Origin of the sequence: Cryobacterium sp. TMB1-7, from assembly GCF_004402435.1 — a bacterium.
GTDB classification, from domain to species: domain Bacteria; phylum Actinomycetota; class Actinomycetes; order Actinomycetales; family Microbacteriaceae; genus Cryobacterium; species Cryobacterium zongtaii.
On the sequence record NZ_SOFZ01000007.1, the window covers coordinates 218136 to 240344 of the forward strand.

General features: G+C 67.1%; 26 protein-coding genes and 1 tRNA gene. 8 read left to right on the forward strand and 19 right to left on the reverse strand.

Going from position 1 to position 22209, the window contains the following annotated elements:
* Positions 1-105: 105 nt before the first annotated feature.
* The 3 genes from E3O60_RS02115 to E3O60_RS02125 all read left to right on the forward strand — a co-directional run bounded on the left by E3O60_RS02115 (position 106) and on the right by E3O60_RS02125 (position 3008).
* Positions 106-984: a LysR family transcriptional regulator gene (locus E3O60_RS02115; protein ID WP_088455591.1), complete on the forward strand. Its 879-nt coding sequence runs from the start codon at positions 106-108 to the stop codon at positions 982-984.
* A gap of 273 nt (positions 985-1257) precedes the next feature.
* Entirely contained in the window at positions 1258-2268 is a 1011-nt protein-coding gene (locus E3O60_RS02120) for a hypothetical protein (protein WP_088455590.1), read from the forward strand.
* Between the two features lie 164 nt (positions 2269-2432).
* On the forward strand, positions 2433-3008 hold the full coding sequence (locus tag E3O60_RS02125) for a GNAT family N-acetyltransferase (protein WP_134497033.1): 576 nt from the start codon (positions 2433-2435) through the stop codon (positions 3006-3008).
* Positions 3009-3029: 21 nt separating this feature from the next.
* Here E3O60_RS02125 and E3O60_RS02130 read toward each other — a convergent pair whose 3' ends face one another.
* Together E3O60_RS02130 and E3O60_RS02135 are read right to left on the reverse strand one after the other, a co-directional pair.
* Entirely contained in the window at positions 3030-3695 is a 666-nt protein-coding gene (locus tag E3O60_RS02130; RefSeq protein WP_134497035.1) for a hypothetical protein, read from the reverse strand.
* Between the two features lie 84 nt (positions 3696-3779).
* A complete protein-coding gene (locus E3O60_RS02135) occupies positions 3780-4766 on the reverse strand; it encodes a YafY family protein (RefSeq protein ID WP_088455587.1) in 987 nt (328 codons plus the stop codon).
* Positions 4767-4873: 107 nt separating this feature from the next.
* On the opposite strand from E3O60_RS02135, the gene E3O60_RS02140 reads away from it, so the two are divergent.
* A complete protein-coding gene (locus E3O60_RS02140; protein ID WP_134497037.1) occupies positions 4874-5299 on the forward strand; it encodes a VOC family protein in 426 nt (141 codons plus the stop codon).
* 42 nt (positions 5300-5341) lie between these two features.
* Here the strand turns inward: E3O60_RS02140 and E3O60_RS02145 are convergent, their stop codons facing one another.
* The 8 genes from E3O60_RS02145 to ychF all read right to left on the reverse strand — a co-directional run bounded on the left by E3O60_RS02145 (position 5342) and on the right by ychF (position 12881).
* Positions 5342-6940, reverse strand: a complete 1599-nt coding sequence (locus E3O60_RS02145; RefSeq protein ID WP_134497039.1) for a cryptochrome/photolyase family protein — start codon at positions 6938-6940, stop codon at positions 5342-5344.
* A 336-nt stretch (positions 6941-7276) separates the two neighbouring features.
* A complete protein-coding gene (locus E3O60_RS02150) occupies positions 7277-7747 on the reverse strand; it encodes a hypothetical protein (protein ID WP_088455584.1) in 471 nt (156 codons plus the stop codon).
* The gene (locus E3O60_RS02155) at positions 7725-8759 is read right to left on the reverse strand and encodes a DUF6545 domain-containing protein (RefSeq protein ID WP_088455583.1); all 1035 of its coding nucleotides are present in this window, start codon (positions 8757-8759) and stop codon (positions 7725-7727) included. The genes E3O60_RS02150 and E3O60_RS02155 overlap by 23 nt, the downstream gene beginning before the upstream one ends.
* Positions 8759-9253 (reverse strand): hypothetical protein, encoded by a 495-nt coding sequence (locus E3O60_RS02160; RefSeq protein ID WP_133159859.1) that lies wholly within the window; start codon positions 9251-9253, stop codon positions 8759-8761. The genes E3O60_RS02155 and E3O60_RS02160 overlap by 1 nt, the downstream gene beginning before the upstream one ends.
* Before the next feature lie 152 nt (positions 9254-9405).
* Entirely contained in the window at positions 9406-9606 is a 201-nt protein-coding gene (locus tag E3O60_RS18800; protein ID WP_240632404.1) for a hypothetical protein, read from the reverse strand.
* A 650-nt stretch (positions 9607-10256) separates the two neighbouring features.
* On the reverse strand, positions 10257-10781 hold the full coding sequence (locus tag E3O60_RS02170) for a hypothetical protein (RefSeq protein ID WP_134497041.1): 525 nt from the start codon (positions 10779-10781) through the stop codon (positions 10257-10259).
* 31 nt (positions 10782-10812) lie between these two features.
* Complete coding sequence (locus tag E3O60_RS02175) at positions 10813-11613, reverse strand: hypothetical protein (RefSeq protein ID WP_134497043.1); 801 nt, start codon at positions 11611-11613, stop codon at positions 10813-10815.
* A gap of 194 nt (positions 11614-11807) precedes the next feature.
* Positions 11808-12881 (reverse strand): redox-regulated ATPase YchF, encoded by a 1074-nt coding sequence (ychF, locus tag E3O60_RS02180; RefSeq protein WP_088455577.1) that lies wholly within the window; start codon positions 12879-12881, stop codon positions 11808-11810.
* A gap of 109 nt (positions 12882-12990) precedes the next feature.
* On the opposite strand from ychF, the gene E3O60_RS02185 reads away from it, so the two are divergent.
* Positions 12991-13608: an exonuclease domain-containing protein gene (locus E3O60_RS02185; protein WP_088455576.1), complete on the forward strand. Its 618-nt coding sequence runs from the start codon at positions 12991-12993 to the stop codon at positions 13606-13608.
* 87 nt (positions 13609-13695) lie between these two features.
* Positions 13696-15021 carry a DNA recombination protein RmuC gene (gene rmuC, locus E3O60_RS02190; RefSeq protein ID WP_088455575.1) on the forward strand — a complete coding sequence of 442 codons (1326 nt, stop codon included), beginning with the start codon at positions 13696-13698 and terminating at the stop codon, positions 15019-15021.
* Between the two features lie 262 nt (positions 15022-15283).
* Here the strand turns inward: rmuC and E3O60_RS02195 are convergent, their stop codons facing one another.
* From E3O60_RS02195 to E3O60_RS02235, 9 genes are all read right to left on the reverse strand, one after another.
* Positions 15284-16168 (reverse strand): DMT family transporter, encoded by an 885-nt coding sequence (locus E3O60_RS02195; protein WP_240632403.1) that lies wholly within the window; start codon positions 16166-16168, stop codon positions 15284-15286.
* A gap of 81 nt (positions 16169-16249) precedes the next feature.
* Entirely contained in the window at positions 16250-16534 is a 285-nt protein-coding gene (locus E3O60_RS02200; RefSeq protein ID WP_088455573.1) for a hypothetical protein, read from the reverse strand.
* 55 nt (positions 16535-16589) lie between these two features.
* Positions 16590-17051, reverse strand: a complete 462-nt coding sequence (locus E3O60_RS02205; protein WP_134480740.1) for a pilus assembly protein TadG-related protein — start codon at positions 17049-17051, stop codon at positions 16590-16592.
* A 5-nt stretch (positions 17052-17056) separates the two neighbouring features.
* The gene (locus E3O60_RS02210; RefSeq protein WP_088455571.1) at positions 17057-17533 is read right to left on the reverse strand and encodes a hypothetical protein; all 477 of its coding nucleotides are present in this window, start codon (positions 17531-17533) and stop codon (positions 17057-17059) included.
* Entirely contained in the window at positions 17502-17861 is a 360-nt protein-coding gene (locus E3O60_RS02215; protein WP_370028230.1) for a TadE/TadG family type IV pilus assembly protein, read from the reverse strand. Before E3O60_RS02215 ends, E3O60_RS02210 begins: the two co-directional genes overlap by 32 nt.
* Positions 17862-17931: 70 nt before the next feature.
* Positions 17932-18117: a hypothetical protein gene (locus E3O60_RS02220; protein WP_088455569.1), complete on the reverse strand. Its 186-nt coding sequence runs from the start codon at positions 18115-18117 to the stop codon at positions 17932-17934.
* A 74-nt stretch (positions 18118-18191) separates the two neighbouring features.
* Positions 18192-19136, reverse strand: a complete 945-nt coding sequence (locus E3O60_RS02225; RefSeq protein WP_240632402.1) for a type II secretion system F family protein — start codon at positions 19134-19136, stop codon at positions 18192-18194.
* Positions 19124-19984, reverse strand: a complete 861-nt coding sequence (locus E3O60_RS02230; RefSeq protein ID WP_134497045.1) for a type II secretion system F family protein — start codon at positions 19982-19984, stop codon at positions 19124-19126. The genes E3O60_RS02225 and E3O60_RS02230 overlap by 13 nt, the downstream gene beginning before the upstream one ends.
* Positions 19981-21213 (reverse strand): CpaF family protein, encoded by a 1233-nt coding sequence (locus E3O60_RS02235; RefSeq protein ID WP_134480742.1) that lies wholly within the window; start codon positions 21211-21213, stop codon positions 19981-19983. Before E3O60_RS02235 ends, E3O60_RS02230 begins: the two co-directional genes overlap by 4 nt.
* A 119-nt stretch (positions 21214-21332) precedes the next feature.
* Between E3O60_RS02235 and E3O60_RS02240 the strand changes: the two genes are divergently transcribed.
* Positions 21333-21414: transfer RNA gene (locus E3O60_RS02240), tRNA-Leu, on the forward strand.
* Between the two features lie 132 nt (positions 21415-21546).
* Positions 21547-22209 carry a heme oxygenase (biliverdin-producing) gene (locus tag E3O60_RS02245; RefSeq protein ID WP_165788009.1) on the forward strand — a complete coding sequence of 221 codons (663 nt, stop codon included), beginning with the start codon at positions 21547-21549 and terminating at the stop codon, positions 22207-22209.

The following is a 22209-nucleotide window of genomic DNA, read 5'->3' on the forward strand; positions in this document are numbered from 1 at the left end:
GAACCGGCGTCTCGTTCCAGCCTGCCCGATCGACCGATATAGAACAACGCCGATACCGGATGCCAATCATCTGCTTCTCAGATGAGACGTGGGAGGATGGGTGGCATGGATCTCAGGCAGCTTGAATTCTTCAGCGCCGTCGCCGGCGAGCTCAACTTCACCCGGGCGGCCGAGCGGCTCACCATCGCGCAGTCCGCGGTGTCGGCCGGGGTGCGTTCGCTCGAGAGCGAGCTCGGCGTGGAACTGTTCGACCGCAGCCGCCGGCAGATCCGGCTCACCTCTACCGGTGAACTGCTGCTGCCCAAGGTGCGCGGCGCCCTCGACGCCGTCAACGAGGTGCGGGATGTCGCCCAGCAGTCCACCCAGGCCATCACCGGCTCCATCGTGATCGGCCTGATGACGTCGGTGACGCTCGTGAACGTGCCCCGGCTGCTCGGGCTCTTCCGCACCGGGCACCCGGGTGTGGGGGTGCGGCTGCGCGCGGCGCGGCGCGGCTCGGCCGATCTCGTCGACGAGCTGGCCAGCGGCGAGCTGGACCTGGCCTTCCTGGCGCTCAGCGGAGCGGTGCCAGCGACGCTGTCGGCGGTGCCGATCGCGTCCTCCCCGATGGTCCTCGTGGTGCCCGCGGGGCATCCGCTGGCCGGAGCCGCCGGCGTGGACCTGGCCGACGTCGGCGACGAGGAGTTCATCGATCTGCCGCCGGGTTACGCGAGCCGGCAGATCGTGGACGATGCCTTTGTCGCCGCCGGGGTGGAGCGGCGGGTGATGATCGAGGTCTCCGACATCGGCACCGCCGCCGAATATGTGACCAACGGCCTCGGTGTGGCGCTGCTGCCCGAGTTCGCCGCGCACGACGCCCTCAACGTGCGGCGCATCCCGGTGGCGCACGTGCCCGACTTCACCGTCTACCTCGCCGCCTCCCGCAAGCGCCGGGCCTCAGCGGCCGTGCGCGCCTTCGTCAACCTGGCCCTCTCCGGCGAGTAGCCCCGCCGCCCGGCCCACCGATGCCCGCCCGGCCCACCCCGCCCGCTTCCGCCCACCGATGCCCGCCCCACCCGGCCCACCAACTGTTCCCGAAGCGGACATCTGCGCCCGGCGCACCGGGCGCACATGTCCGCACGGGCAACAGTTGCGCCGCGCTCGCCCACTCGTGGTGACCTGTGTGATGCGGTGTGCCCGTGGACTGGCACGACCTGCCGGCCGGCTGACCGCCCCTGCCGCGCACCCTCGCTAGACTTCGCGTAAGGGGGAACAACGATGAAAACTTTTCGCCATCTGACCGGGGACAACGCGTACCAGCAGAATTCCGGTGTGCTGAGGGTGGGCGCCCCTCGCGCTCAGTACCGAGCGGCCGCGGGCGCGCTCCTCGTCTCGGCGGTCCTGGTCCTCACCGGCTGCGCCGGTTCGGCGCCCGCCGCGGAGGCTCCGTCCAGTGCCGCCCCGGCCCCGGCCACACCGGTACCCACCGCCGTCGGCGCCTGCCCAGAGTCCGACGGACAGGGGCCCTGGGGCGACGTCATCGCTAAGGAACAGGTCACGGACGCCGCCGGCAGCTACTGCCACACGACACTCGACCCGGCGTCAGTCGGCGCCCAGTTCGACCCCGCGGTCGTCGATCTCGACTCGCTGGCGACGTACGGCTTCACCATTGAAGACGCCGAGACCGCACAGCGAGCGGCGCTCATCTACGTGACGGAAGCAGGGCTGGACTCTGCCCTCCTGGACGACTCCGCGACCGCCGACGCAGCCTGGTTCGAGAGCGCCTCGCCGTGGTTCACGCCTGCGGGTCACACCGCCCTGACACCCCAGGTGGCAAGCTTCGGGCTCAGTGAGGCCGGGGTCATCGTTTCCCAGAGTCTGCCGTCGCCGCTCACCAGGGACGGCGGTCCGCGTGCCACCAACACGGCCGTCGGCGTCGACAAGATCTTCGGCACCCTGAGCGTGGACCAACAGACTCCCCTGCTCCTGGTCCGCACGACCGTCACCGTCGACTATGCCGCCACCGATGCGGCCATCGTGGAAGCGGCCATCCGTGACGAGCGCGGGACCACGAGCCTGAGCGAGGACAGCCTGCGGGCGAGCGCACCCACCCTGTTCGACGGTTCAGACGACGAAGGACTCGTGCTAGTCGGCGGCTTCAACGTGGGCTTCGCCTCCGGCGACCTGACGGCGATAGAGTACATCAGCGCCGCATGGACCCTGTCCACCGGCGACGGAGCACTGCAGATCGACGCCATCGAGCCCGAGCTGGACCCGAGCCTGCGCTAGAGCTGAGTCCGCCCGGAGTCGCCACGCGGTGGGCGCCCGCCCATTCCGCCCCCAACTGCCACGCCCTCGCCCGCTCTTCCCGGCCGCCGTGGCCGGTGCCACGATGGGTCCACGCTGAGCATGCACGTTGAGCATCAACACGAGGAGCGAGGAACGAGGGGACGATGACGATCGACGTGAGCCCGGCCCACGACTTCGACGAGATGGCGACCATGTTCGCGCCGAAGAAACCCGAATCCTCGGTGTGCTGGTGCCTCTCCTGGCGCCTGGACTCGAAGCAGAACCGGGCTCTCACTGGCGCCGCCAGAGCCGACAAGGTGCGGGAGCTCTGCGCCCGGAAGCTCGCCCCCGGTGTGCTCGCCCACCTCGACGGTGAGGTAGCCGGCTGGGCCGGCATCGCCCCGCGATCCGAGCTGCACCCGTTCGCCACCTCACGCAAGATCCCGCACCTGGACGACCTGCCGGTGTGGTCGCTGTGGTGCCTCCGAGTGCGCCCGGGGTACCGCAAACAGGGCGTCACGCCGGCGCTGATCGCCGGCGCCGTCGACTACGCACGAGCATCCGGCGCACCCTGCGTCGAGAGTTACCCCGTGGACAACGACGGACAGCGGGTGGACCTCACCATGGCCTACGTCGGCACCAGAACCATGTTCGAGCGCGCCGGCTTCACAAAGGCGGCCGACACCGACTCCGTAGCCGGCGGGTTCCCCCGCATCCTCATGCGGCTGATGCTCGACTGACGCCCCGGCAACCTGCTCCGGCTAGCCGCAGTACTCGCTGTCCATGAGCGCAGTGTCGCGCACGACGATGGTGTCCACCAGCCCGGCGGAGCTCAACCCGAAGTTGATCCAGTGTCCGCTGCCGTCGGGCAGGGAGTAGTACGGGGCGTACGTGCCGTCGTTTTGCTCGATGTCAGGGTAGGCGGCCGTGACCTGGTCCAGGGTGGCACCGATTCCGATTCCCGCGCTGGTCTGCGGCGAATTGGCGGCGACCGTGGCCTCAGACCCCCAGGCCTGCAGCACGATCTGGTCCGTGACTCCGGTGCCCGCCGGGTCCGGGAGCCAGATGCTCGGGAAGTCGGCCTTGTCGAGGGCGGTCACCCACGGGCAGCCATCCTGGACCGTAGTGGTGAACGCCGTCGTCGAGGCGGCTTGGTCGGCCAGCTGCCCGTGCAGAGTCAGCGGTCCGATGGCTGTGTAGTCGATGAGCCATGAGCTCGGATCATCCAGGTTCGGCTCGGCCGGCGCCGGCGTGGCAGACGGCACCGGTGTCTCGGTGGGAGCGGTGGATGCCGCCCCGGCTGCCGGCTTCTCGCCGGCCGGTTGTTCGCCGGCGGACTCGCCGGCACATCCTGCTACGAGCAGCACGCCAACGGCGAGTGCCGCAATCGTGCCCTGCCTGTAGACCACCGATGCTCTGCTATTCATGTGTATCCCCCCGGATGTCGATGCCCCGTATCGTACTCCCAGGACCTCCTGAAATACCAGATCGCAGGGAACTTCTCCGCGCCCTCATACCGAAGCTGTGACGGCATAGCGCTCAGCGAGGTGGCCGAAGGCCACGGAAAGCTCGGGCGGGCCCACGACCTCGATGGTGGTGTCGAACCGGCCCAACGATGCGGCCAGCGCCACCCACGACCAGGAGCCGACCTCGTAGCGGCAGCGGTCGGGTCCGAGGTCTTCGAGGATGCCGTCGCCGGCGAACGGCAGCACCGCGGTGGCGGGCAGCCCCAGGATCACAGTGCCCCGGCAGGGCCAACTGTTCGCCCGTTCCGATCCCGTGAATCGGGCCGAAACGTAGTCGCGCGCGTTTTTCCCGGGAAGCTCACGCGGGGTGAACCGGGGCCCGGTGGGTGCGCGCGGCGCAACCCGATCGGCGCGGAAGATCCGCCAGTCTCCCCGGTCGAGGTCCCAGGCGACGAGATACCAGCGCCCGCTGGAGGTGACGAGGTGATGGGGTTCGACCCGGCGCGGCGGCGTCGGCGTCGGATCTGTGTCGCCGGGTTGCCGGCTCGCGTAGTCGAAACGGAGCACCTCACGGGCGCGGATGCCGGTGGACAGTGCGATGAGCACAGCCGGGGACACCGGGTCGGTAACGGCGTCCCCGGCGCGGGTCGGGATGGTCGTGAAGGTGAGGGCGTCCAGACGGTGACGCAGTCGGGCGGGCATCACCTGCCGCATCGTGGTCAGCGCTCGCACGGCGGCCTCTTCGATGCCGGCCCCGGTCGCGGTGGCGGCCTGGAGCGCCACGGTCAGGGCAATGACCTGGTCGTCGTCGAACAGGAGCGGTGGCAGTTCGGTGCCGGCGTCCAGCCTGTAGCCGCCGTCCGGTCCCTTCATGGCGTGGATGCTGTAGCCCATCTCGCGCAGGCGGTCGACGTCCCGGCGCACCGTGCGGTGGCTGATCTCGAGCCGATCGGCGAGGAGGGCACCGGGCCAGTCCCGCCGGGTTTGGAGAAGCGAGAGCAACAGCAGCAGCCGTGAAGTAGTCGACGTCATGTTTTTCACTCTAGGCGCAGTAGAGGACCGAATCTGTCCTCTACTGGTGTGACCATGACAGGTATCCGGGACGAGCCCGGCGAACACCCTCGAATCTAGGAGCAGACATGACCATTCACACGACCACTCACCTCAACTTCCGCGGCGATGCCCGAGCCGCTCTGGAGTTCTATCAGAGTGTCTTCGATGGCCGGCTGGTCGCCATCAGTTACGCGGATGCCCACCGGGCGACCGACCCCGCCGAGGCCGACCAGATCCTCTTCGGCTCGGTCACCTCCCACGACGGCTTCCGCATCATGGCGTACGACGTGCCGTCCGCCAAGGCCTACGCGCCGGGCACGATCCCCGTGTTCGTCTCCGTCCGCGGCACGGATGCGGCGGCGATCACCGGCTACTGGGAGAAGCTGGCCGAAGGCGCCACCGTCGTCGAGCCCCTCGCGACGTCACAGTGGTCACCGCTGTACGGGATGCTCACCGACCGCTTCGGGGTCACCTGGGTGCTGGATGTGGAGGTGGCGTGGGACGCGGCCTGATCTGACCAACCGGCGGGGCGGGTGGATGCGCTCGCCCCGCCCCTACCGGGACGTCCCTCCGACGATCGCCTTCAGCAACGCCGTGTTGTGCCCGAGGCCGAGCAGCGCCTGAGCGCGGCGCCGATGGCCGTCCCAGGTGCCCGGGTCCATGTTGCCCAGCAGGGAGACGACCATTCGCGTGCGCGGGTTCGCTGCGAAGACCTCGCGATGGTCGTCGATGAACGTCCAGTACAACCCGTCCCAATCGGCCATCCACTCGCCGGCGGGCAGGTCTGACATTTTTCGCAGGTAGTTGCTGCCAGACACATAGGGCTTGGTGGTGATCTCGTCGCCCGCGGCGAATTGGCTCATCGCGTAGACGTTAGGGACCATCACCCAGTCGTAGGCGTCGATGAACATCTCCATGAACCATTCGTAGACCGCATCGGGGTGGATGCGCAGCAGCGACATCGCGTTGCCGAGCACCATCAGCCGCTCGATGTGGTGGGCATATCCGGTGTCGAGCACCCGCGAGATGACCAGATCAACGGGAGCGAGACCGGTGGTCGCATCCCACCACCCGTCGCCAAGGGCCCTCTGGTGGTCGAGCCGGTTCGAGGTCCGCATTTCGCGACCGCGGGTTCGGTAGGTGGCGCGCATGTACTCCCGCCAGCCGATCATTTGCCGCACGAACCCCTCCAGGGACGCGAGGGGAGTGCCGTGATCGGCGCCCTCGAGCACCGCGTCAACGACGTCTCGCGGGTCCAGCAGCCCGACATTCAACGCGCCGGTCAGCAGGCCGTGATTGATGAACGGATGCGTTGCGGAGATCGCGTCCTCGTACGGGCCGAAGTCGTTCAGGCGGTCACGGACGAACTCCTGCAGGTGCTCCCGGGCTTCGTCTGCGCTGGTCGGCCAGGCGAACAGGTGCGGGTCACCCGGGGCATTCGGGAACTCGGCGCTGACCCAGGCGATCGCTGCGTCGACCTCGGCCGGCACCTCGACCGTGTCCGGGTCGTCCACCAGCGCGTCGAAGTCGAAGACGCCCTCCCGCCGAAGCACGGGATGGCCGGCGAAACGGCCGACGGGGTGGGGCGTGTACCCGCGCGGCAGCTTCTTGCGGTTGTCGACGTCGTAGGACCACTTCCCGCCGACCGGCTTGCCGTTCTCGAGCAGGATGTCCAGTCGGCGGCGTTGCCACACGTAGAAGTCCTGCATGCGGGAGCCGTTGTGGGAGAACCAGTCATCGATCTGCACCCGGTCGGTGAGGAAGTTCGGCGTCTCCAGCACGTCGCCCGGGCGCATCCGGTAGCCGCCGTCGGCGAGCCCGGCGAACAGATCCTGCTCGAGCCAGTCATCGACAACGTCGAACCAGGTCACCTGCGCCGGCTCGCGCTTCCGAATGCACTCCGCCAGTTGGTCGTGGGAGCTTCGCTCGGTATCGCTTGGAAGAACGACAACCTCGTACCCGTGCTCGCGCAGTCGGGCTGCGAAGCGGGCCAGCGACGCACGGTGCAGGACCAGTTTGTGGGAATGGAACCGGTACTGGCGAAAGAGTAGGTCATGCTCGATGAGCACGAACAGGGTCCCTCCGGCCGCCTCGAAGTGCTGGTCGAAGAGCTGGTGCGGCAGGACGAGGCGCACAGACGGGCCGGAACTCATACCCCAACGATAGAGCGGCGGGCGGCAGGATTTAGTGCTTGCCACGGAATCCTGGGATTCCTCAACGCTGGACGTCGACGAAGTTTGGCCAGAGGCTTCTGCGGTCGCCCATAGAATTGGTACGTGACCTGAGGAGTCCCCCCACCCTGATGGTCACGGTGCGTCCCGCCGCGTCCCCCCACGCGGCGGGACGTTTTTGGATGGAAGGTGATCCACCTCAAACCCGTCACAAGCGCGCCGGCCCCCCAAAAATCCGTCCCCTGGCTCCCGGCGCACCTCTGCCCTTGTCCCCCCTTGGACATGTCTAACCTTACCTCTATCGGAACGGTGCTGGTGCTATTCGTCTGTCAGGTCTGAGCCGGCGGACAACCCGTCCTCGAGAAGCTTCGTGATCTCGCGAAGTGCTTCTGGTGACGTATCCCCGAGGGTTCGGGCCGCGAAGTTGATTACTCGCTTGACTCGGATCATGCGGACCAACTCCAACTGAGAGTCGATACGCTCCGGCAGGTCATCGTCGGACCCGAGCAGGTACTCGGGTGCAATCCCGAAGAAATTTGCGATCTCGGTGAGAAGTAGGACGTCGCTGACCAGTGGGCCTTCCCCCCTGACCATGTACTGCCATCGGGCCCTCGAGAGCGAAACCTTCTTGGCTTTGAGACCCGCGGCGATCTCGCGGTAGGTATACGGGGTGTTTCCTTCGGCCACCACTACGTCGAGCAGCAGGTTCAGCTTGCGTGCAAGCTCCAGTTGTGGAGTGGGCAGTGGGGTCCCTGTCCCACCCGCTTCACTGGGCGTTTTGGTACTCATCGGTCCTCGAGTCGTTTGTGGTCCCGCGAGATGCATCTGACGCCTGCCGAATATGCTGTTCGATCCTCTGGATGAGCTTCACTTCGCGAGCCGAGAGTGACTGGTCGGGGTGCAGAAGGAGACAGTCCCGAACCTCGACGTAGCGGCGGTGGAGGTGCAAGGCGTGGCTCCCCCGAAAACAGAGCGCTAGCCGTGACGTCGGTGCTTCGATGCTGAGCTCAGGTCGGTCAGCCAGCAGCCGCTCCCACAGCGGGGTGACCTTCCACAGCAGCCAGCGGCTTGTGCCTGCGTCGCTCAGGTTCCTGAAAACTCCGACCAGCAGACGGAGACCGAGACCGACCGAGAGCAGAACGGGCGCAAGGAGCGGGCAAGCCACAGAGAGGGAATCAACTATCGCACTGACGTGGGTGCCACCTGCCGCCCTGTTGATCGCCACACCCATCTGAATGACGACGTAGAGCGATACGACCGCGCACCCGGCAAAGATGATCACCAGTGCCGTCTTGAGCGTTGTGTCCGACTGGCGTTTGTAGTCCGTGGAGCACGCGACCATTGTCGAGATCGCAAGGACGATCAGCGCAATCCAGGTCGTGAAGCTGTAGACCAGCTGACTCCAGTTGCCAGGACCGATGAACTGGATGTTGTCAATCTCCCAGCCGCTGGTGAAGAAGAGGGCAGCCTGAACGAGGATGAGTCCGGTCACTCCCCACAACGCAAAGCGCTTTCGGGTTGAGGTGAGTCCGTCCTTTGAGACAGCCGTCTGAATGAGGCAGTCGAACAGGGCCACACAGACGATCGCTGTCGCGTGGAAGATGAAATAGGTCAGGTCGACTCCGCCCAAGAGTCCGTCGACGAATGCATACGGGCCGTCGGTGATCAGCGACATGGTGACCGCGAAGGCCACCATGAACCAGAAAAGCAGACGCCGTTTGCCGCGGAGCGCGCTCGGCACGAGGAGCAGGGTCGTGCCCCAGAGAGCCGCGAGCACCGCGTATTCGATCAGAGCGAACATCAGAGAACCTGCCCGAATCCGGTCTCGGCTCCGCGCCTGCTTTGTGAGGCGTCCTTCCGAAGGATCATCGCAAGCTCGTCCCCGATAGCCTCCGCCATTGCCTCTTCCTCATCGGTGAAGCTGTTTCGGGACAGCGCCGCGACAATGGCGTTCATCGGGATGAGGGGTGCGAGAAGCGCGACCCTGTCGGCCGGCATGATCATCTTCTTGTGATTGAGGATCATGTGACCGAACTCATGATTCACGAACTGCTGCCGGTGGACGGCCGAGTCTGTTGGCGCGCAGTAGATCCGCTCGAATTCTTCACCGGCCACCTCGAGCCAGAGCGCGCAGATTCCGCTGTCAAGCATTCCCTGAGGCGCCTGCACGACGACGATCTTCTTCGTGCGGATCTGCTCCATATGGTGGTGCAGGATTTCCGAGTTCAGGGGGCGTGGGAGGTCTATCTCCTGCACCAGTTGCTGAGCGCGTAGTTGCCGTGCTGCGTAGTTCACTATGGATCCGATTCTCGTGTCGATCCGCTGCGTCTCCCCTAGCCGGATCCAGCGCATCTGAGACATGGATGACTGCCGTCAGCATGGGATTACTCAAGGTCTCCATGATAGCCACGAGCCAGCGCCAGTGGCGCCCGCAGGGCTCGGGCGGGTTACCCGATGAGCCGATAATCCCGCGCCGATTGAATTCCGTTCTTGAAGAACGTGCGGCTGAACCAGCCGACGTCGAACTCATAGGTCGCCCCGGGTATGGAGCTGGCTGCGATCTCGTCCTGGTTAGCGCTGGTCACGCCCCAGTGAATCGCCAGCGGACCGCAGTCCTGTGTCTTCACCAGAACGGACACGGTCGTCACTGACCCTCTCGATCCGCTTGAGGTCGACAGCACAACCGACAATCGGCTCACTGTGGTCGGTTTCTTGGGCGGCGGAGGCGTCCACGGAGTGGGGGCGGAACCGGGCGGAGCCCGAGTTTGCGTAGACGGGCATTAAGCATCTGCGTGTGCTCCACACGCGACCGGCGAGCGTCATCGGCCCTGCACTGCGCCGTCGTCCAACCGGCCTCCCGGTGTGCTGCCCACCGCCGACGGGCAGGCATCGAGCGGATGAAGAGGGTAAGAGCCACGGCGAAGGCAATAACCTGGCCCAGGGCTCCGAACATGAAGCCGGTGACGGCCATGTCGACGACCATGGCCTGATCGGTATGCGGGGTTGCCGGCGCCTCCCGCAATCCCCCAGTACGTTCCTCAGCCACCGATCAGAACGACAAAAAGCAGAGAACACCGCCACAGGGAGGACCAAAACAGCCAGTGGGACGGAGGCCCGCCGGCCACGACCGGAAGGGTACTTCCCGGCACGGTCCCCGCAGCGGCCCCGCCAGTCTCGGAATCTTGGTGCTGCTGACCCTCCCCTGTGGGCTGGGGGGTCGAGTCGCGGGTCATAGCTTCGCCTCGGCGACGGCGGGAGGAACGACGCTCCGGACGTCACGGCTCATCAACAACTCTTTCTAAGCATTGCGCCGAGATGTCGGAATGGCAGGCGCCGTCTTCGGGAGGCAGAATCTCAGCCCGCCGCCCCAAAATCCGTCGTTGATGCAGTAGAGCGGCATCTCCTCGTCACCGACGTGGAGGGTGGGGTTCCTTATTCCGTATTTTGAGAGGTTGAAAGTCAACTCGACGCTCCTATCGGGTGAGGTGCAGCTGTAAGCAACGTTCCATGGGCTCGTGTCCTCACACCGATTGAGTTCCCTCGTCGTGCCGGCCCCGTCCACGTACTCCCAGGTCCTGTCCCGATACCCGCCGACCTGAATGGCGGAGTTCGGAGTGGAGATGGCGTCGGCACGGGTGAATGGCCGCTCATCGCGGCCCGTCAGCGTGAGCAAGGCCAGCAGGGCGAGACCGATTGTTTTCCAGCACCATGCATTCTCAGTCGGACCACCCCCAATCCCACGCACGCCGTGTGGCCAGAGCAGCCCCGATGCTAGCTTGCCGTCCTCCCTGAAAGATTCAACGGTCCTTGGCTTGCTTCTCACGGGCGGCGGCTACAGCTGGTCTTGAGCGCCTTTATGTTTGCTGCTGCTGCTTCGGCCGGCGTTTCCGTCGCCGGCGCCGCCGTCCCTGGCCGTTGAAGGGCGGCCGGGGCGCGCCGAACTGGGGGCCGCACCAGTACCGTCCGCCCAGCAAAATCCCGGCGAGGGCGCCATAAGCCGACGCATGCGGAAGGGCCATCTGGTCGGTGGCACCACCCACGAACGCCAAGGCAACCCACACAACGGGTAGGCCAAGGCAAAGGAGGCCGTTTCTAATTTGCAGCGGCAGCGGGAAGCGGAACAATGCCCATCCTGCGATGACAGCGACAACAAGAACTGCAACAGCAGGCGCTGTCGGTGACAGGAGAACCAGTTGGGCTGTCCCGATGCCGAACAGCACCAGCGCGCAGGCTGCATTGATCAGTGCCAGGCGCCACCCGCCGGAGAACTTGCCGTCGGCGTCAGGCCGGCGCGGGCGGGTTTGCGTGCGCTCTCGCCCGGCACCCGGTCCCGACCAGATGTATCCGCCGGCGATCGAGCCGACCATGAACCCTATGAACCACGGCCCCGCCGCGGGGATGTCCAGGGCGCCATCGACGTCGAGCGAGATCAACATCCAGTAGTTCAGGAGGAACGACCAGAGCATCACCGTGAACGCCCGGAATGATCGTGAGACGACGCGAACCACGAGAAATGCGTAGACCGCCCCTACCGAAAGGAACACTGATGCCTCAAGGAGACGGTCGCCGGCAAACCACACGAACACCGCCAGCATCAGAGCAATCATCCCGGCGTACAGGATCCGCACGTCCCACTGGTCAGTTTTCTTCAGCACAGCAGTGCCCCCATGTACACAAGGCTAGGGCAGGGCAAGCCGCATCCACGGCAGCCAAGATCACCTCCCCGCGGTCGCGGTTTGCGCTGGCGCGGGCGAAAGGCGAGCTCAGCACCGCTGCTCCTGTCCTGGAGGTACAGCAAAGCCCCACCGCGGAAGAACCGGGGCGGGGCCGAAATGCTGCCGGGATGGAACTAGACGTTGAACCTGAATTCCACGACGTCGCCGTCCTGCATGACATATTCCTTGCCCTCGATGCGGGCCTTGCCCTTGGCGCGGGCTTCCACCACGGAGCCGGCGTCGATCAGGTCCTGGAACGCGAAGACCTCAGCCTTGATGAAGCCCTTCTGGAAGTCGGTGTGGATGACACCAGCGGCCTGCGGGGCGGTCCAGCCCTTGTGGATGGTCCAGGCCCGCGTTTCCTTGGGGCCGGCGGTGAGGTAGGTCTGCAGGCCCAGAGTGTCGAAGCCGATGCGGGCGAGCTGGTTGAGCCCGCTCTCCTCCTGGCCGGTGGAGGCCAGCATCTCGGCGGCATCCTCTTCGTCGAGTTCGGCGAGCTCGGATTCGAGCTTGGCGTCGAGGAACACGGCGTTGGCCGGAGCGACGAGGGCGGCCAGCGTGGCCAGCTTCTCGGCATCCTGCAACACGGCCTCGTCGACGTTGAAGACGTAGATGAACGGCTTGGTGGTGAGCAGGCCGAGTTCGCGGATGGGCTCAACGTCGATCTTCGACGCCGACAGCGGCTTGCCGGTGTCGAGGAAGGTCTGCGCTTCGAGCGCGGTCTTGAGAACGCTGGGGTCGAGCTTGCGACCCTTGGTCTCCTTCTCGTACCGGACGATCGCCTTTTCGAGGGTCTGCAGGTCGGCGAGAACGAGCTCGGTGTTGATGGTCTCCATGTCACCGGCCGGGTTGACCGCACCGTCGACGTGCACCACGTCGGGGTCGGCGAAGCCACGGATGACCTGCGCGATGGCGTCGGCCTCGCGGATGTTGGCGAGGAACTTGTTGCCCAGCCCCTCACCCTCGCTGGCGCCGCGCACGATGCCGGCGATGTCGACGAACGACACCGGGGCCGGCAGCAGACGCTCGCTGCCGAACACCTTGGCGAGCTTCGCCAGGCGGTGGTCGGGCAGGTTGACGATGCCAACGTTGGGCTCGATGGTGGCGAATGGGTAGTTCGCCGCGAGCACGTTGTTCTTGGTCAACGCGTTGAAGAGGGTGGACTTGCCGACATTGGGCAGTCCGACGATTGCAATAGTAAGAGCCACGAGAGTCCATGGTACCGGCTCAGCCCGTTCGGACGCGCCCCTTCACGCCAGGCCCGGCCGGCGGATGCCCGCGGCGCGGCAGCGTCGGTGGCGCGTGAGACCATGAGGCGTGCCCGTCAATTTCACCGCCATCGATTTCGAAACCGCCAACTCCTCGGCCGCCTCGGCCTGCTCGGTGGGGTTGGTGAAGGTGCGCGACGGCGTCGTCGTCGACAAGATCGGCTGGTTCATCAAGCCGCCGCTGGGCCATGACCTGTTCCAGGAGTGGAACATCAAGATCCATGGCATCCGCCCCGAGCACGTGGCCGCGGCGCTCAGCTGGTCGCAGCAGCTGCCCAACCTCGTCGACTTCGCCGATGGCGACGTGCTCGTGGCACACAACGCCGGCTTCGACCTGGGTGTCATCAAGACCGCATCCGCGATCACGGGCATGACGGTGCCCGATTTCCGCTACGTCTGCAGTCTGCAGGTGGCCCGCAAGACCTATCACCTCGACTCCTACCGGCTGCCGGTCGCGGCGATGGCCGCCGGCTTCGAGGACTTCTCGCACCACAACGCCCTCGCCGACTCCGAGGCCTGCGCCGCGATCATGATCCACGCCGCCGACCGGCACGGCGCCGACACCATCGAAGACCTGGCCCGCATCTGCGGCGTCAACGTCGGCGTGATCGGCCCGGTCGCCACCCTGGAACACCGCGCCACGCACGGCCCGATGGCCTTGAACTAGCCGGCACCGACTGCCCTGGGCAGCTCCGGCCGCACGACGCGCGTCCCGGCTCCCGGCGGTGTCGGTGGCCGCTGTCAGACTGGCCGGATGGATCTCCTCGCGCTTCTCCTCGGCCTGCTTCTCGGTGCGCTGCTCGGTGCCCTCGTGAGCGCCGTGTTCCTCCAGCGGCGCCGGTCGCCCGGCCCTGCAGTCGATGATCCGGCCGTGCTCGAGGCCCGGCATCAGGTGGTGCTCGCCGACACCCGCGCCAGGGAGGCCGGTGTGCAGTCGCTGCTGCGGGAGGAGCTCGCCTCGATGCAGGCCACCGCCGACGGCCTGCGCGACCAGATCGCCGACCAGCGACGGCAGTACCGCGAGATCGTTGACCGGCAGCGCGACGACCAGGCTGCACGCACCGAACGAGACCGACAGGAGAGCCAGGTGTTGCAGGCCCTGGCCCCCGTGAAAGACAGCCTGGCGAACATGCAGCAGAAGGTAGCCGAGCTCGAGCAGCAGCGCAGTCTGCAGCACGGCGAGCTCACCGAACAGCTGCGCTCGGCCACCGAGTCCGAGGAGCGCCTGCGCAGCACCGCCGAATCCCTTGCCTCGGCCCTGCGCGCCAACAACACCCGTGGTGTCTGGGGCGAGACCCAACTGCGCAGCGTGGTCGAGGCCGCCGGGCTCATCGAACGGGTCGACTTCGACGTGCAGTCCAGCATCACGTCGGATGCCGGCGCCGGCCGGCCCGACATGGTCGTGCACCTGCCCGGCGGCAAGAACATCGCCGTGGACGCCAAGGTGCCCTTCACCGCGTTTCTCGAGGCCAGCCAGATTCCGGCGACGGCGACCGGTGCGGATGGCGCCCAACGCGCCGTGTTCATGAAGGCGCACGTGAAGGCCGTGCGCGACCACGTCACCGCGCTGGGCAGCAAGGCATACTGGCAGGGCCTGGCGGCCTCCCCCGAGCTCGTGATCGCGTTCATCCCCAGCGAATCGCTGGTGTCGTCGGCGCTGGAGGCCGACCCGTCGCTTATGGAGTTCGCGTTCAGCAAGCGCGTCGCACTGGCCTCCCCCGTCACCCTGTGGTCGGTGCTGAAGACCGTGGCGTTCAGCTGGCAGCAGGATGTGCTCACCCACGATGCCCAGGTGCTCTTCGACCTCAGCCGTGAGCTGTATTCCCGGCTGGCCACCACCGCCACCCACATCGAGAAGCTCGGCAGGGCGATCGAGCGCACCGTGAAGGACTATAACGGCTTCGTCGGCTCCATGGAGCGCCAGGTGCTGCCCACCGCCCGCAAGCTCAACGCCCTCGACGAGTCGAAGGTGCTGGCCCCGCTGGTGGGCATCGAAGAGACCCCCCGCGAGCTGGTGGCCTACGAGTTCGTGGCCGCGCTCGAGACCGATGCCCTGGAAGCGATCCCCACCCGCGACTGACCCCGCAGACACGTTGCCAGTTGAGGCCCCTTCAAGAACTCTGAAGGGGCACCAACTGCCATCTCGCCGGCATCCTCGCACCTGAGTTGCCAGTTCAGGCCCCCTCGGGCACCCGGAATGGGCGTGAAATGGCAACTCACCGGGCCGCCCGCCCGCCGAGATGCCGCAATGGGCCCCTTCAGCGTGCGCGAAGGGCACATTTGCGGCTCGTCGGCGGGGGTGTCGCTTCGAAAGGCGTGCACGGATGGCGCCGACGGCACCGCTACGGGATGGCGCGGGCGGTGCGCTCGAGGTCGGACACCGGCTGTTCGCGCTGGGTGGCGATCGCCGCGCCGGCCGCGGCGCAGACTACGACGATGGCGACCTGCTGCTGCAGAAGCAGGGTCTCTCCGAGCACCAGCACGCCGAAGACCGCCGCGACGACCGGACCGAAGCTCGTGATGATCGCGTAGAGCCGCGGGGTGATCCGACGCAGGATGAAGGTGTCGAGCGTGTACGGGAACGCCGAGGACAGCACGCCCACGGCGACGAGAAGGCCGATCACGCCCCAGTTCAGCTTCGAGTAATCCACGGTGACCAGCGCCAGCGGAACGAGCAGCACCAGGCTGACCAGGCTGGCGATGGTGATGCCCTCCAGGCCAGGCAGCTGGGTGGCCACCCGGCGGGTGAGCAGGATGTAGGCGGCCCAGGCGGCCGCGGCGGTGAGCGCCAAGGCGATGCCGAACGGGTCGAGTGTGCCATCCGACCAGGTGAGCAGGAACACCCCGCCGGCGGCAGCGGCCGCGCAGACGAAGTCGAGTGCTCGGCGGGACGCGGCCAGCGCCACGGCGAACGGGCCGAGGAACTCGATGGTCGCGGCCACGCCCAGACCGAGCCGGTCGACCGACTCGTAGAAGGTGAGGTTCATCACCGCGAGCACAACGCCCAGCATCAGTGCCGGCCACAGCCTTGCCCAGGTGAAGGTGACGAACTTGGGCCGGTAGAACGGCAGCACGGTGATCGCCATCACGAGCTGGCGCACCGCCACGACGACGGGCGAGCCGACCACGGGGATTAGTAGCCCAGCCAACGACGAGCCGTAGTTGATCGTCACCTCGGTGACGAGTTGGGCTCCGGCGCCGGTGAGGCGGTCACGCTTGGCTGTCACTATTCTCCCCCGCCGACCGGATGCGGCACTCCGACGACACTACCGGCCAGCCACCGCAGGCTGGCCGCGCGGTTCGGCAGGTCAGCTGCGCCGGTAGCCCAACCGACCAACGGCGGCCGGGTCGTCCTCGATCTCGGCGACCCCGTCGAAGACCGCATCGGCCGGGTAGACCAGCAGCGGCACGCCCGCCACCACCTGGATGGTGACGTCAACCGTCTGACCGGGGTCGGTGATGTAGCAGCGCATCTCGAAGAACTCCCCCAACGGCTTGCCCGAGGTCACGGCGTCGTTGAGGTAGCTCACGAGGGCGTCAGCAAAGCGGTCCGAGACGGTGAAGCTTCTGCCGTAGTAGTCAATGCGTTTCATGTCTGGAACTCTACCGAGCCTCGCTGCATCCGGGCAGATGCCACCTTCGGAGTCGTCAGTGGAACACCGACCGGGCCACCGCCGTGACCTCCACGGGCAGGCCATCGGGCACGAACAGGGTGAACACGGGCGGACGCCACCAGGCCTGCAGGGTGATCGTGGCGCTCTGGCCGTCCGCCGTGTCGGCGCGGGCCAGCACCAAGTTGTCGATCCCCGGCTGCTCCGCGGCGGCCAGGTACGCCGTCGCCGCGGCCCGGATCTCGCCGGTCGTCAGGGCCGCATGCAGTTCACCGGCCTCTATCGCGACCGAGTCGAGGGTGAACGATTCCGCCGCGGCGAGCGCCGCCCCATCCGCCAGCGTGAACAGCTTTTTGCGCTCGAGGTAGAGGCTCGTAGCGGCGACCACGATCAGCACCACCAGCAGCGCCAGAAAGCCGTAAAAGATGGTGATCAGCAGGGTTGAACCGTCCTCGCCCCGGGTGCTGCGGCCGATGCCGACGCCGGCCCTGTGCGCCATCGGGGTCACCCCTCGTGCCAGAATCTGGACACCGTCTGGGTGGCCGACGATTGCAGCGGGATGCTGCCGCCGTGCGACTGGGTGATGACGGCGGGCACAAAGGGCAGATCGACGACCACCCGCACCGTCACCGTCACCACGCTGCGACGTGACAGACACACGGCGGACCCCGGGCAGGTGATGCTCACCTCGGCGGCGGCCGCGTCGATGCCGTAGTCGGCCAGCCCCACCAACACGGCACGCTCGGCGCGGGCCTCAGCGGCGCCGGCGGTGGGCGCCTGAACGTATACCCGGGCCGCCTGCCGGGCCGCACCCTCCACCGCGAACGCACCGCCCTGCACCACGGACATCGTCAGGACCAGGTAGACCAGCGGCACCAGCAAAATCAGCCCGGCGGTGATGAACTCGAGCGAGGCTGACCCGCGCTCGCCGGTCGGTAGCCACCATCGGTCACTCGGTTTCCAACCCCTCCACGGCCGCATGTCCCCTCACCTCCAGGCCACGGTCCACACCCAACAGACCGAACATCGGCAGCGGGGCCACCACCCGCACCTGCACGCCGGTCTGCCCGGCGACATCGGCGTACCTGGCCGTGACATCGGCGGCGTAGACCGGTCCGAGCGCCGCCGTGATCAGGTCGCGGCTGCGTTCGGCGCCCTGCTCGAGGCCGCTGTCGGCCAGCGCGGCGTATCGGGCGCCTTCCGCTGCCGCATCCAGCACGGTGTTGCGGATGTGCAGGGCGAGCGCGAGCTGCAGGACCGCCAACGTGAGAGCGGTGAGCAGCGCCGAAACCATGACGAATTCCGCCACCGCCGTGCCACGCTCGGCGTCGCCTTGCGCACACCGCCACCTGCGGATCATGTCGGTATCAGGGCATCCGCTAGATGCCGCTGACCCGCTCGATGGCCTGCTCGAAGATGCCGCTGAGCGCGGGTCCGGCCAGACCCCAGATGATCATGACCAGCCCGGCTGTCATCAGGGTGATCAACACCCAGCCCGGTACGTCACCCCTCTCGTCGTGCAGACCAATGCGGATACGGTTCTGAAACTGGGTGGTGAGGCTCACGGTGTCCTGCTTTCTCTCGGTGGTGCACGGATGGAGCGGGGCGGTGCAGCTGGAACGGTGTCGGTCGGGGACGTCTAAAAACCGGCCTGCAGCACGAACAAGCCGGGAAAAATCGCAAAAAGTATGGTCATCGGCAGGATCAGGAACACCAGCGGCACCATCATCGCCACCTCTTTTTTGCCCGCCGCCTCGAGCAGATGCCGTTTGGATTCCTCCCGGCCGTCCTGGGCCTGGGCCCGCAGCACGTCGGCGAGCGGAGAGCCGCGGTCGATCGCCCCGACGACCTGGTCCACGAACCGGGTCAGTGACATGAGACGCATCCGGGTGGACAGCTCGGTCAGCGCCGTGCTGAGCGACACTCCGGCGTGAACGTCACCGATCACCCCGGCGAATTCGCGGGACAACTCCCCCGAGGTACTGCGGGAGACGCGGCGCAATGCATCGAGGATGCCCTCACCGGCCGCGAGGGACAGGGTGAGGAACTCCAGGATGGTGGGCAGCTCGCTGTCGATCCGGGCCAGGCGTGCCGTCGCCGCCCGTTTCAACAGGGTGTCCCGCAGCAGCACCCCCGCTCCGGCCGCGACGACGGGCGCCGCGACCTGCACGATCAGCGGCCAGCTACGGCCCGACGGCGTGCCGAGGGCGAACAGCAGCGCGCCGGCGGCGCCGATCAGCGCCCACGCCAGTTGCTCGGACCGGAAGGCGTCGACGGTTCGGGAGGAGCCCGATTGCGCAAGACGACGCTCGAGGATGTCGGCGCCGCCGAGCGCATTGGCAAGGGCCTGCGCGAGGGTCTCGAACACCGGCGAGAACAGGGTGCCCAGCACCGGGATCGGGTCGACGGAGCGGCGGCCCACGAAGACCCGGGCCTCGGCCGACACGTCGAGCAGGTAGGGCGCCAACCGGTTCGCGAGCCGGGGCCGGCTCAGCCGCGGGGTGAGGCTCACCAGCGACCAGAGTCCGATGCCGAGCACCGACCCGAAGAAGGCACCCCAGGCGAGCGCCGTCACTGGAACCACCGGCGTTCCTCGGGCAGCCGCCCCACGATGAGCATCACCCGGTAGGCCAGCACCGATACGGTGAGACCGCCCAGGATGACGACGGTTCCGGACGGGGTGTTGAAGGCCTGGGCCGCCTCCGGACGGCTGCTGATCAGCACCAGAACGATCCACGGTGCGGCCACGCCCAGCCGGGCGGCGTTCACCACCCAGGACTGTTTGGCCTCGACCTCGGCGCGCACCGCGGCATCCTGCCGCAACCAGCTCGACAGGCTGCGAAGCACCACGGTGAGGTCGCTGCCGCCCACGTCCCGTGCCATCCGCAACGTCTCGATCAAGCGGTCGGCGAACGGGTCGGCGAGGGAGGCTTTGAGCGTGTCAGCGCTGTAGCCGAAGTTGCCGGTGGCCCGGTACTCTCGCTCGAACTCGGCGAACGCCGTGCGGGTGACCACCGGCCCGGCCTGCGCCAGGCTGCTCACGGCATCGGGCAGGGCCAGCCCCGACCGCACGGCGGAGACCAGGTGGTCGACCACATCGGGCCAGACCGTGCGGTTCAACCGCCGCCTGGCCCTGGCCCGCCACAGCACGATGAGGGAGGGCAACACCAGCCAGACCACACCGACGACCAGGGTGAGCGCTCGCACACCAAGCACCGCCTCGGCGAGCGCGGCGGAAGCCACCGCGAGCACCGCAGACAGCGCGGCGAACACCGGCACCGGCACCGACCCGAAGCCGGCCTGCGCGAGCCGGGCCCGCCAGCCCGACACCAGCCGGCCGCTGCGGGACGCACCATCGGTGGCCGGCCAGAGCAGCGGTGAGCTCAGCAGAAGCAGCCCGGCACCGAGCAGGCTGCCCAGAACCAGGGTCATGCCGCTCCCCTCCGCAGCACCTCGGCCGGGTCGAGACCTGCGGCCCGGAACTTGGCGAGCTTGGTGGGGAATCCGCCGGTGTGTTCCAGCACCCCGTTCTTCATGAGGAACAGCGGGCTGGCTTCGATGGTGGAGCCGGTCAGCTGACCGCTCGGTGCGATGATCTCGGTTACCCGGCGGCGCCCGTGCCGGTCCATCTCACAGTGCAGCACGATGTCGATACAGCCCGCCACGGTGGGCAGCACAAACGAGGAGTCGATGTTGCGCCCGGCCAGCAACGGCAGGGTCGACAGCTTCGCGAGGGCGTCCCTGGCGCTGTTGGCGTGGATCGAGCACATGCCGGGTAGCCCGCTGTTCAGCGCGATGAGCAGGTCCAGGCTCTCCGCCTCACGCACCTCACCCACAACGAGCCTGTCCGGCCGCATCCGCAGTGATTCCTTGATCAGCCGGCGCAGGGTGATCTCGCCCGCACCCTCCAGACTGGGCTGCCGGCACTGCATGGCCACGACATCACGCGCGCCGACGCTCAGTTCAAAGGTCTCCTCCACCGTGATGATGCGTTCGGTGCGACGCGTGGCCGACAGAAGCGCGTTGAGCATGGTGGTCTTTCCGGTCTGGGTGGCCCCGGAGACGAGGATGTTCTGCCCGCCACGCACGCACACCCGCATGAACTCCGCGGCCGGCTGGGTGAGCGCGCCCAGCGCCACGAGCTGGGTGAGGTCCCGGATGCGCCGGGTGAACTTGCGGATGTTGACCGACCAGTATCGCTGGGTGATGTCAGGGATCACCACGTGCAGTCTGGAGCCGTCGGGCAAGGACGCATCCACGAACGGTGAGGACAGGTCGACCCGCCGGCCGGACGCCTGCAACATCCGCTCAACCAGGTCGCGCACCTCCCGCTCGGTGAGCACCATCGGGGTCAGCTCTGGCACACCGTCACGGGCGACGAAAACCCGGCTGGGCGAGTTGATCCAGATCTCCTCGATGTCGGGGTCGTCGAGGAACGGTTGCAGGGCACCGAACCCGGTGAGCGCGGCGACCACCTCTCTGCTGGCCTGGAACTCATCGGTGAGCAACGGCAGTGATCCGCCGAGGGCCCGTTCGCTGTACCGGCGCACCTCGTCGCGCACGTATTGGTCGGCGAGGGCGTCGTCGGCGGCCAGGTCGACGCCGTCGCGGCGCACGCGCAGCCGCACCTGCTCGGTGATGATGCGCACGGCCTCGGTCATGAAGGAATCCTGCTGCACAACCGGGCACGCGCGTGCGAGTTATCCACAGCCTGACCGGACGGGTGACCGTTCCACCACTCCGGCGCAGAACCAGGGCACTCTAGACTGGAGCCTCACTCGCGGGAGTGGTGAAATTGGTATACACGCAGGTTTTAGGTACCTGTGCTTTCGAGCGTGAGGGTTCAAGTCCCTTCTCCCGCACCGACGGGCTCCGGCTGTCGGCACTCAGATGCCGTCCGGCTCCGCTGTAACCGAGAATTCTCTTCGATGCTGGCCACCCTGAATACGCTGTGGTTAGGATTGCCTTACTCGTCTCCCAGCAGATCGGTTCTCATGACCGCGACCCCCAGCTCTCCACAGCGCCCCCAGGACCAGCAACAGAATCTGGCCGACTACCTTCGCGCCAGCTCGAGCACTCAGCACCGCGATACCGAAACGCGGTCCTTCATCACCGAACTGATGAGCGGTGCGCTCTCGCTCGCGGACTACACCCGGTACCTCGGGCAGTACGCCTGGGTCTATGAGGCTCTCGAGCAGCTCGTCGACCGGGTATCCCAGGTCGACCGCATCGACGTCTTCGACCCCGCCCTCGACCGGCTGCCCGCCATCGAAAGCGACCTCGCCGCGCTGGGCGTCGACGACTGGCGCCGCGAGCATCCGCCGCTACCGGCGACGACCGAGTACATCGCCCACTTGCAGTCCCTCACCAGTGCCGACAGGGTGCGCTGCCTGGCCCACCATTACACCCGCTACCTCGGTGACCTGTCGGGCGGCCAGGCCATCGCGGCTCTCGTGGCCCGGTACTACGGTGCCGCGCCCGAACAGCTGGGCTTCTACAGGTTCGATGCGATCAACAACATCGTGCAATACAAGCGTGCCTACCGCGATCGGCTGAATGCCATGTCGCTTGCACCGGCCGAGGTGAACGCCCTCGTCGCGGAGGTCGATGCCGCGTTCACCTACAACGGCGCCGTTTTCGACGGGTTGGCGCGCTAA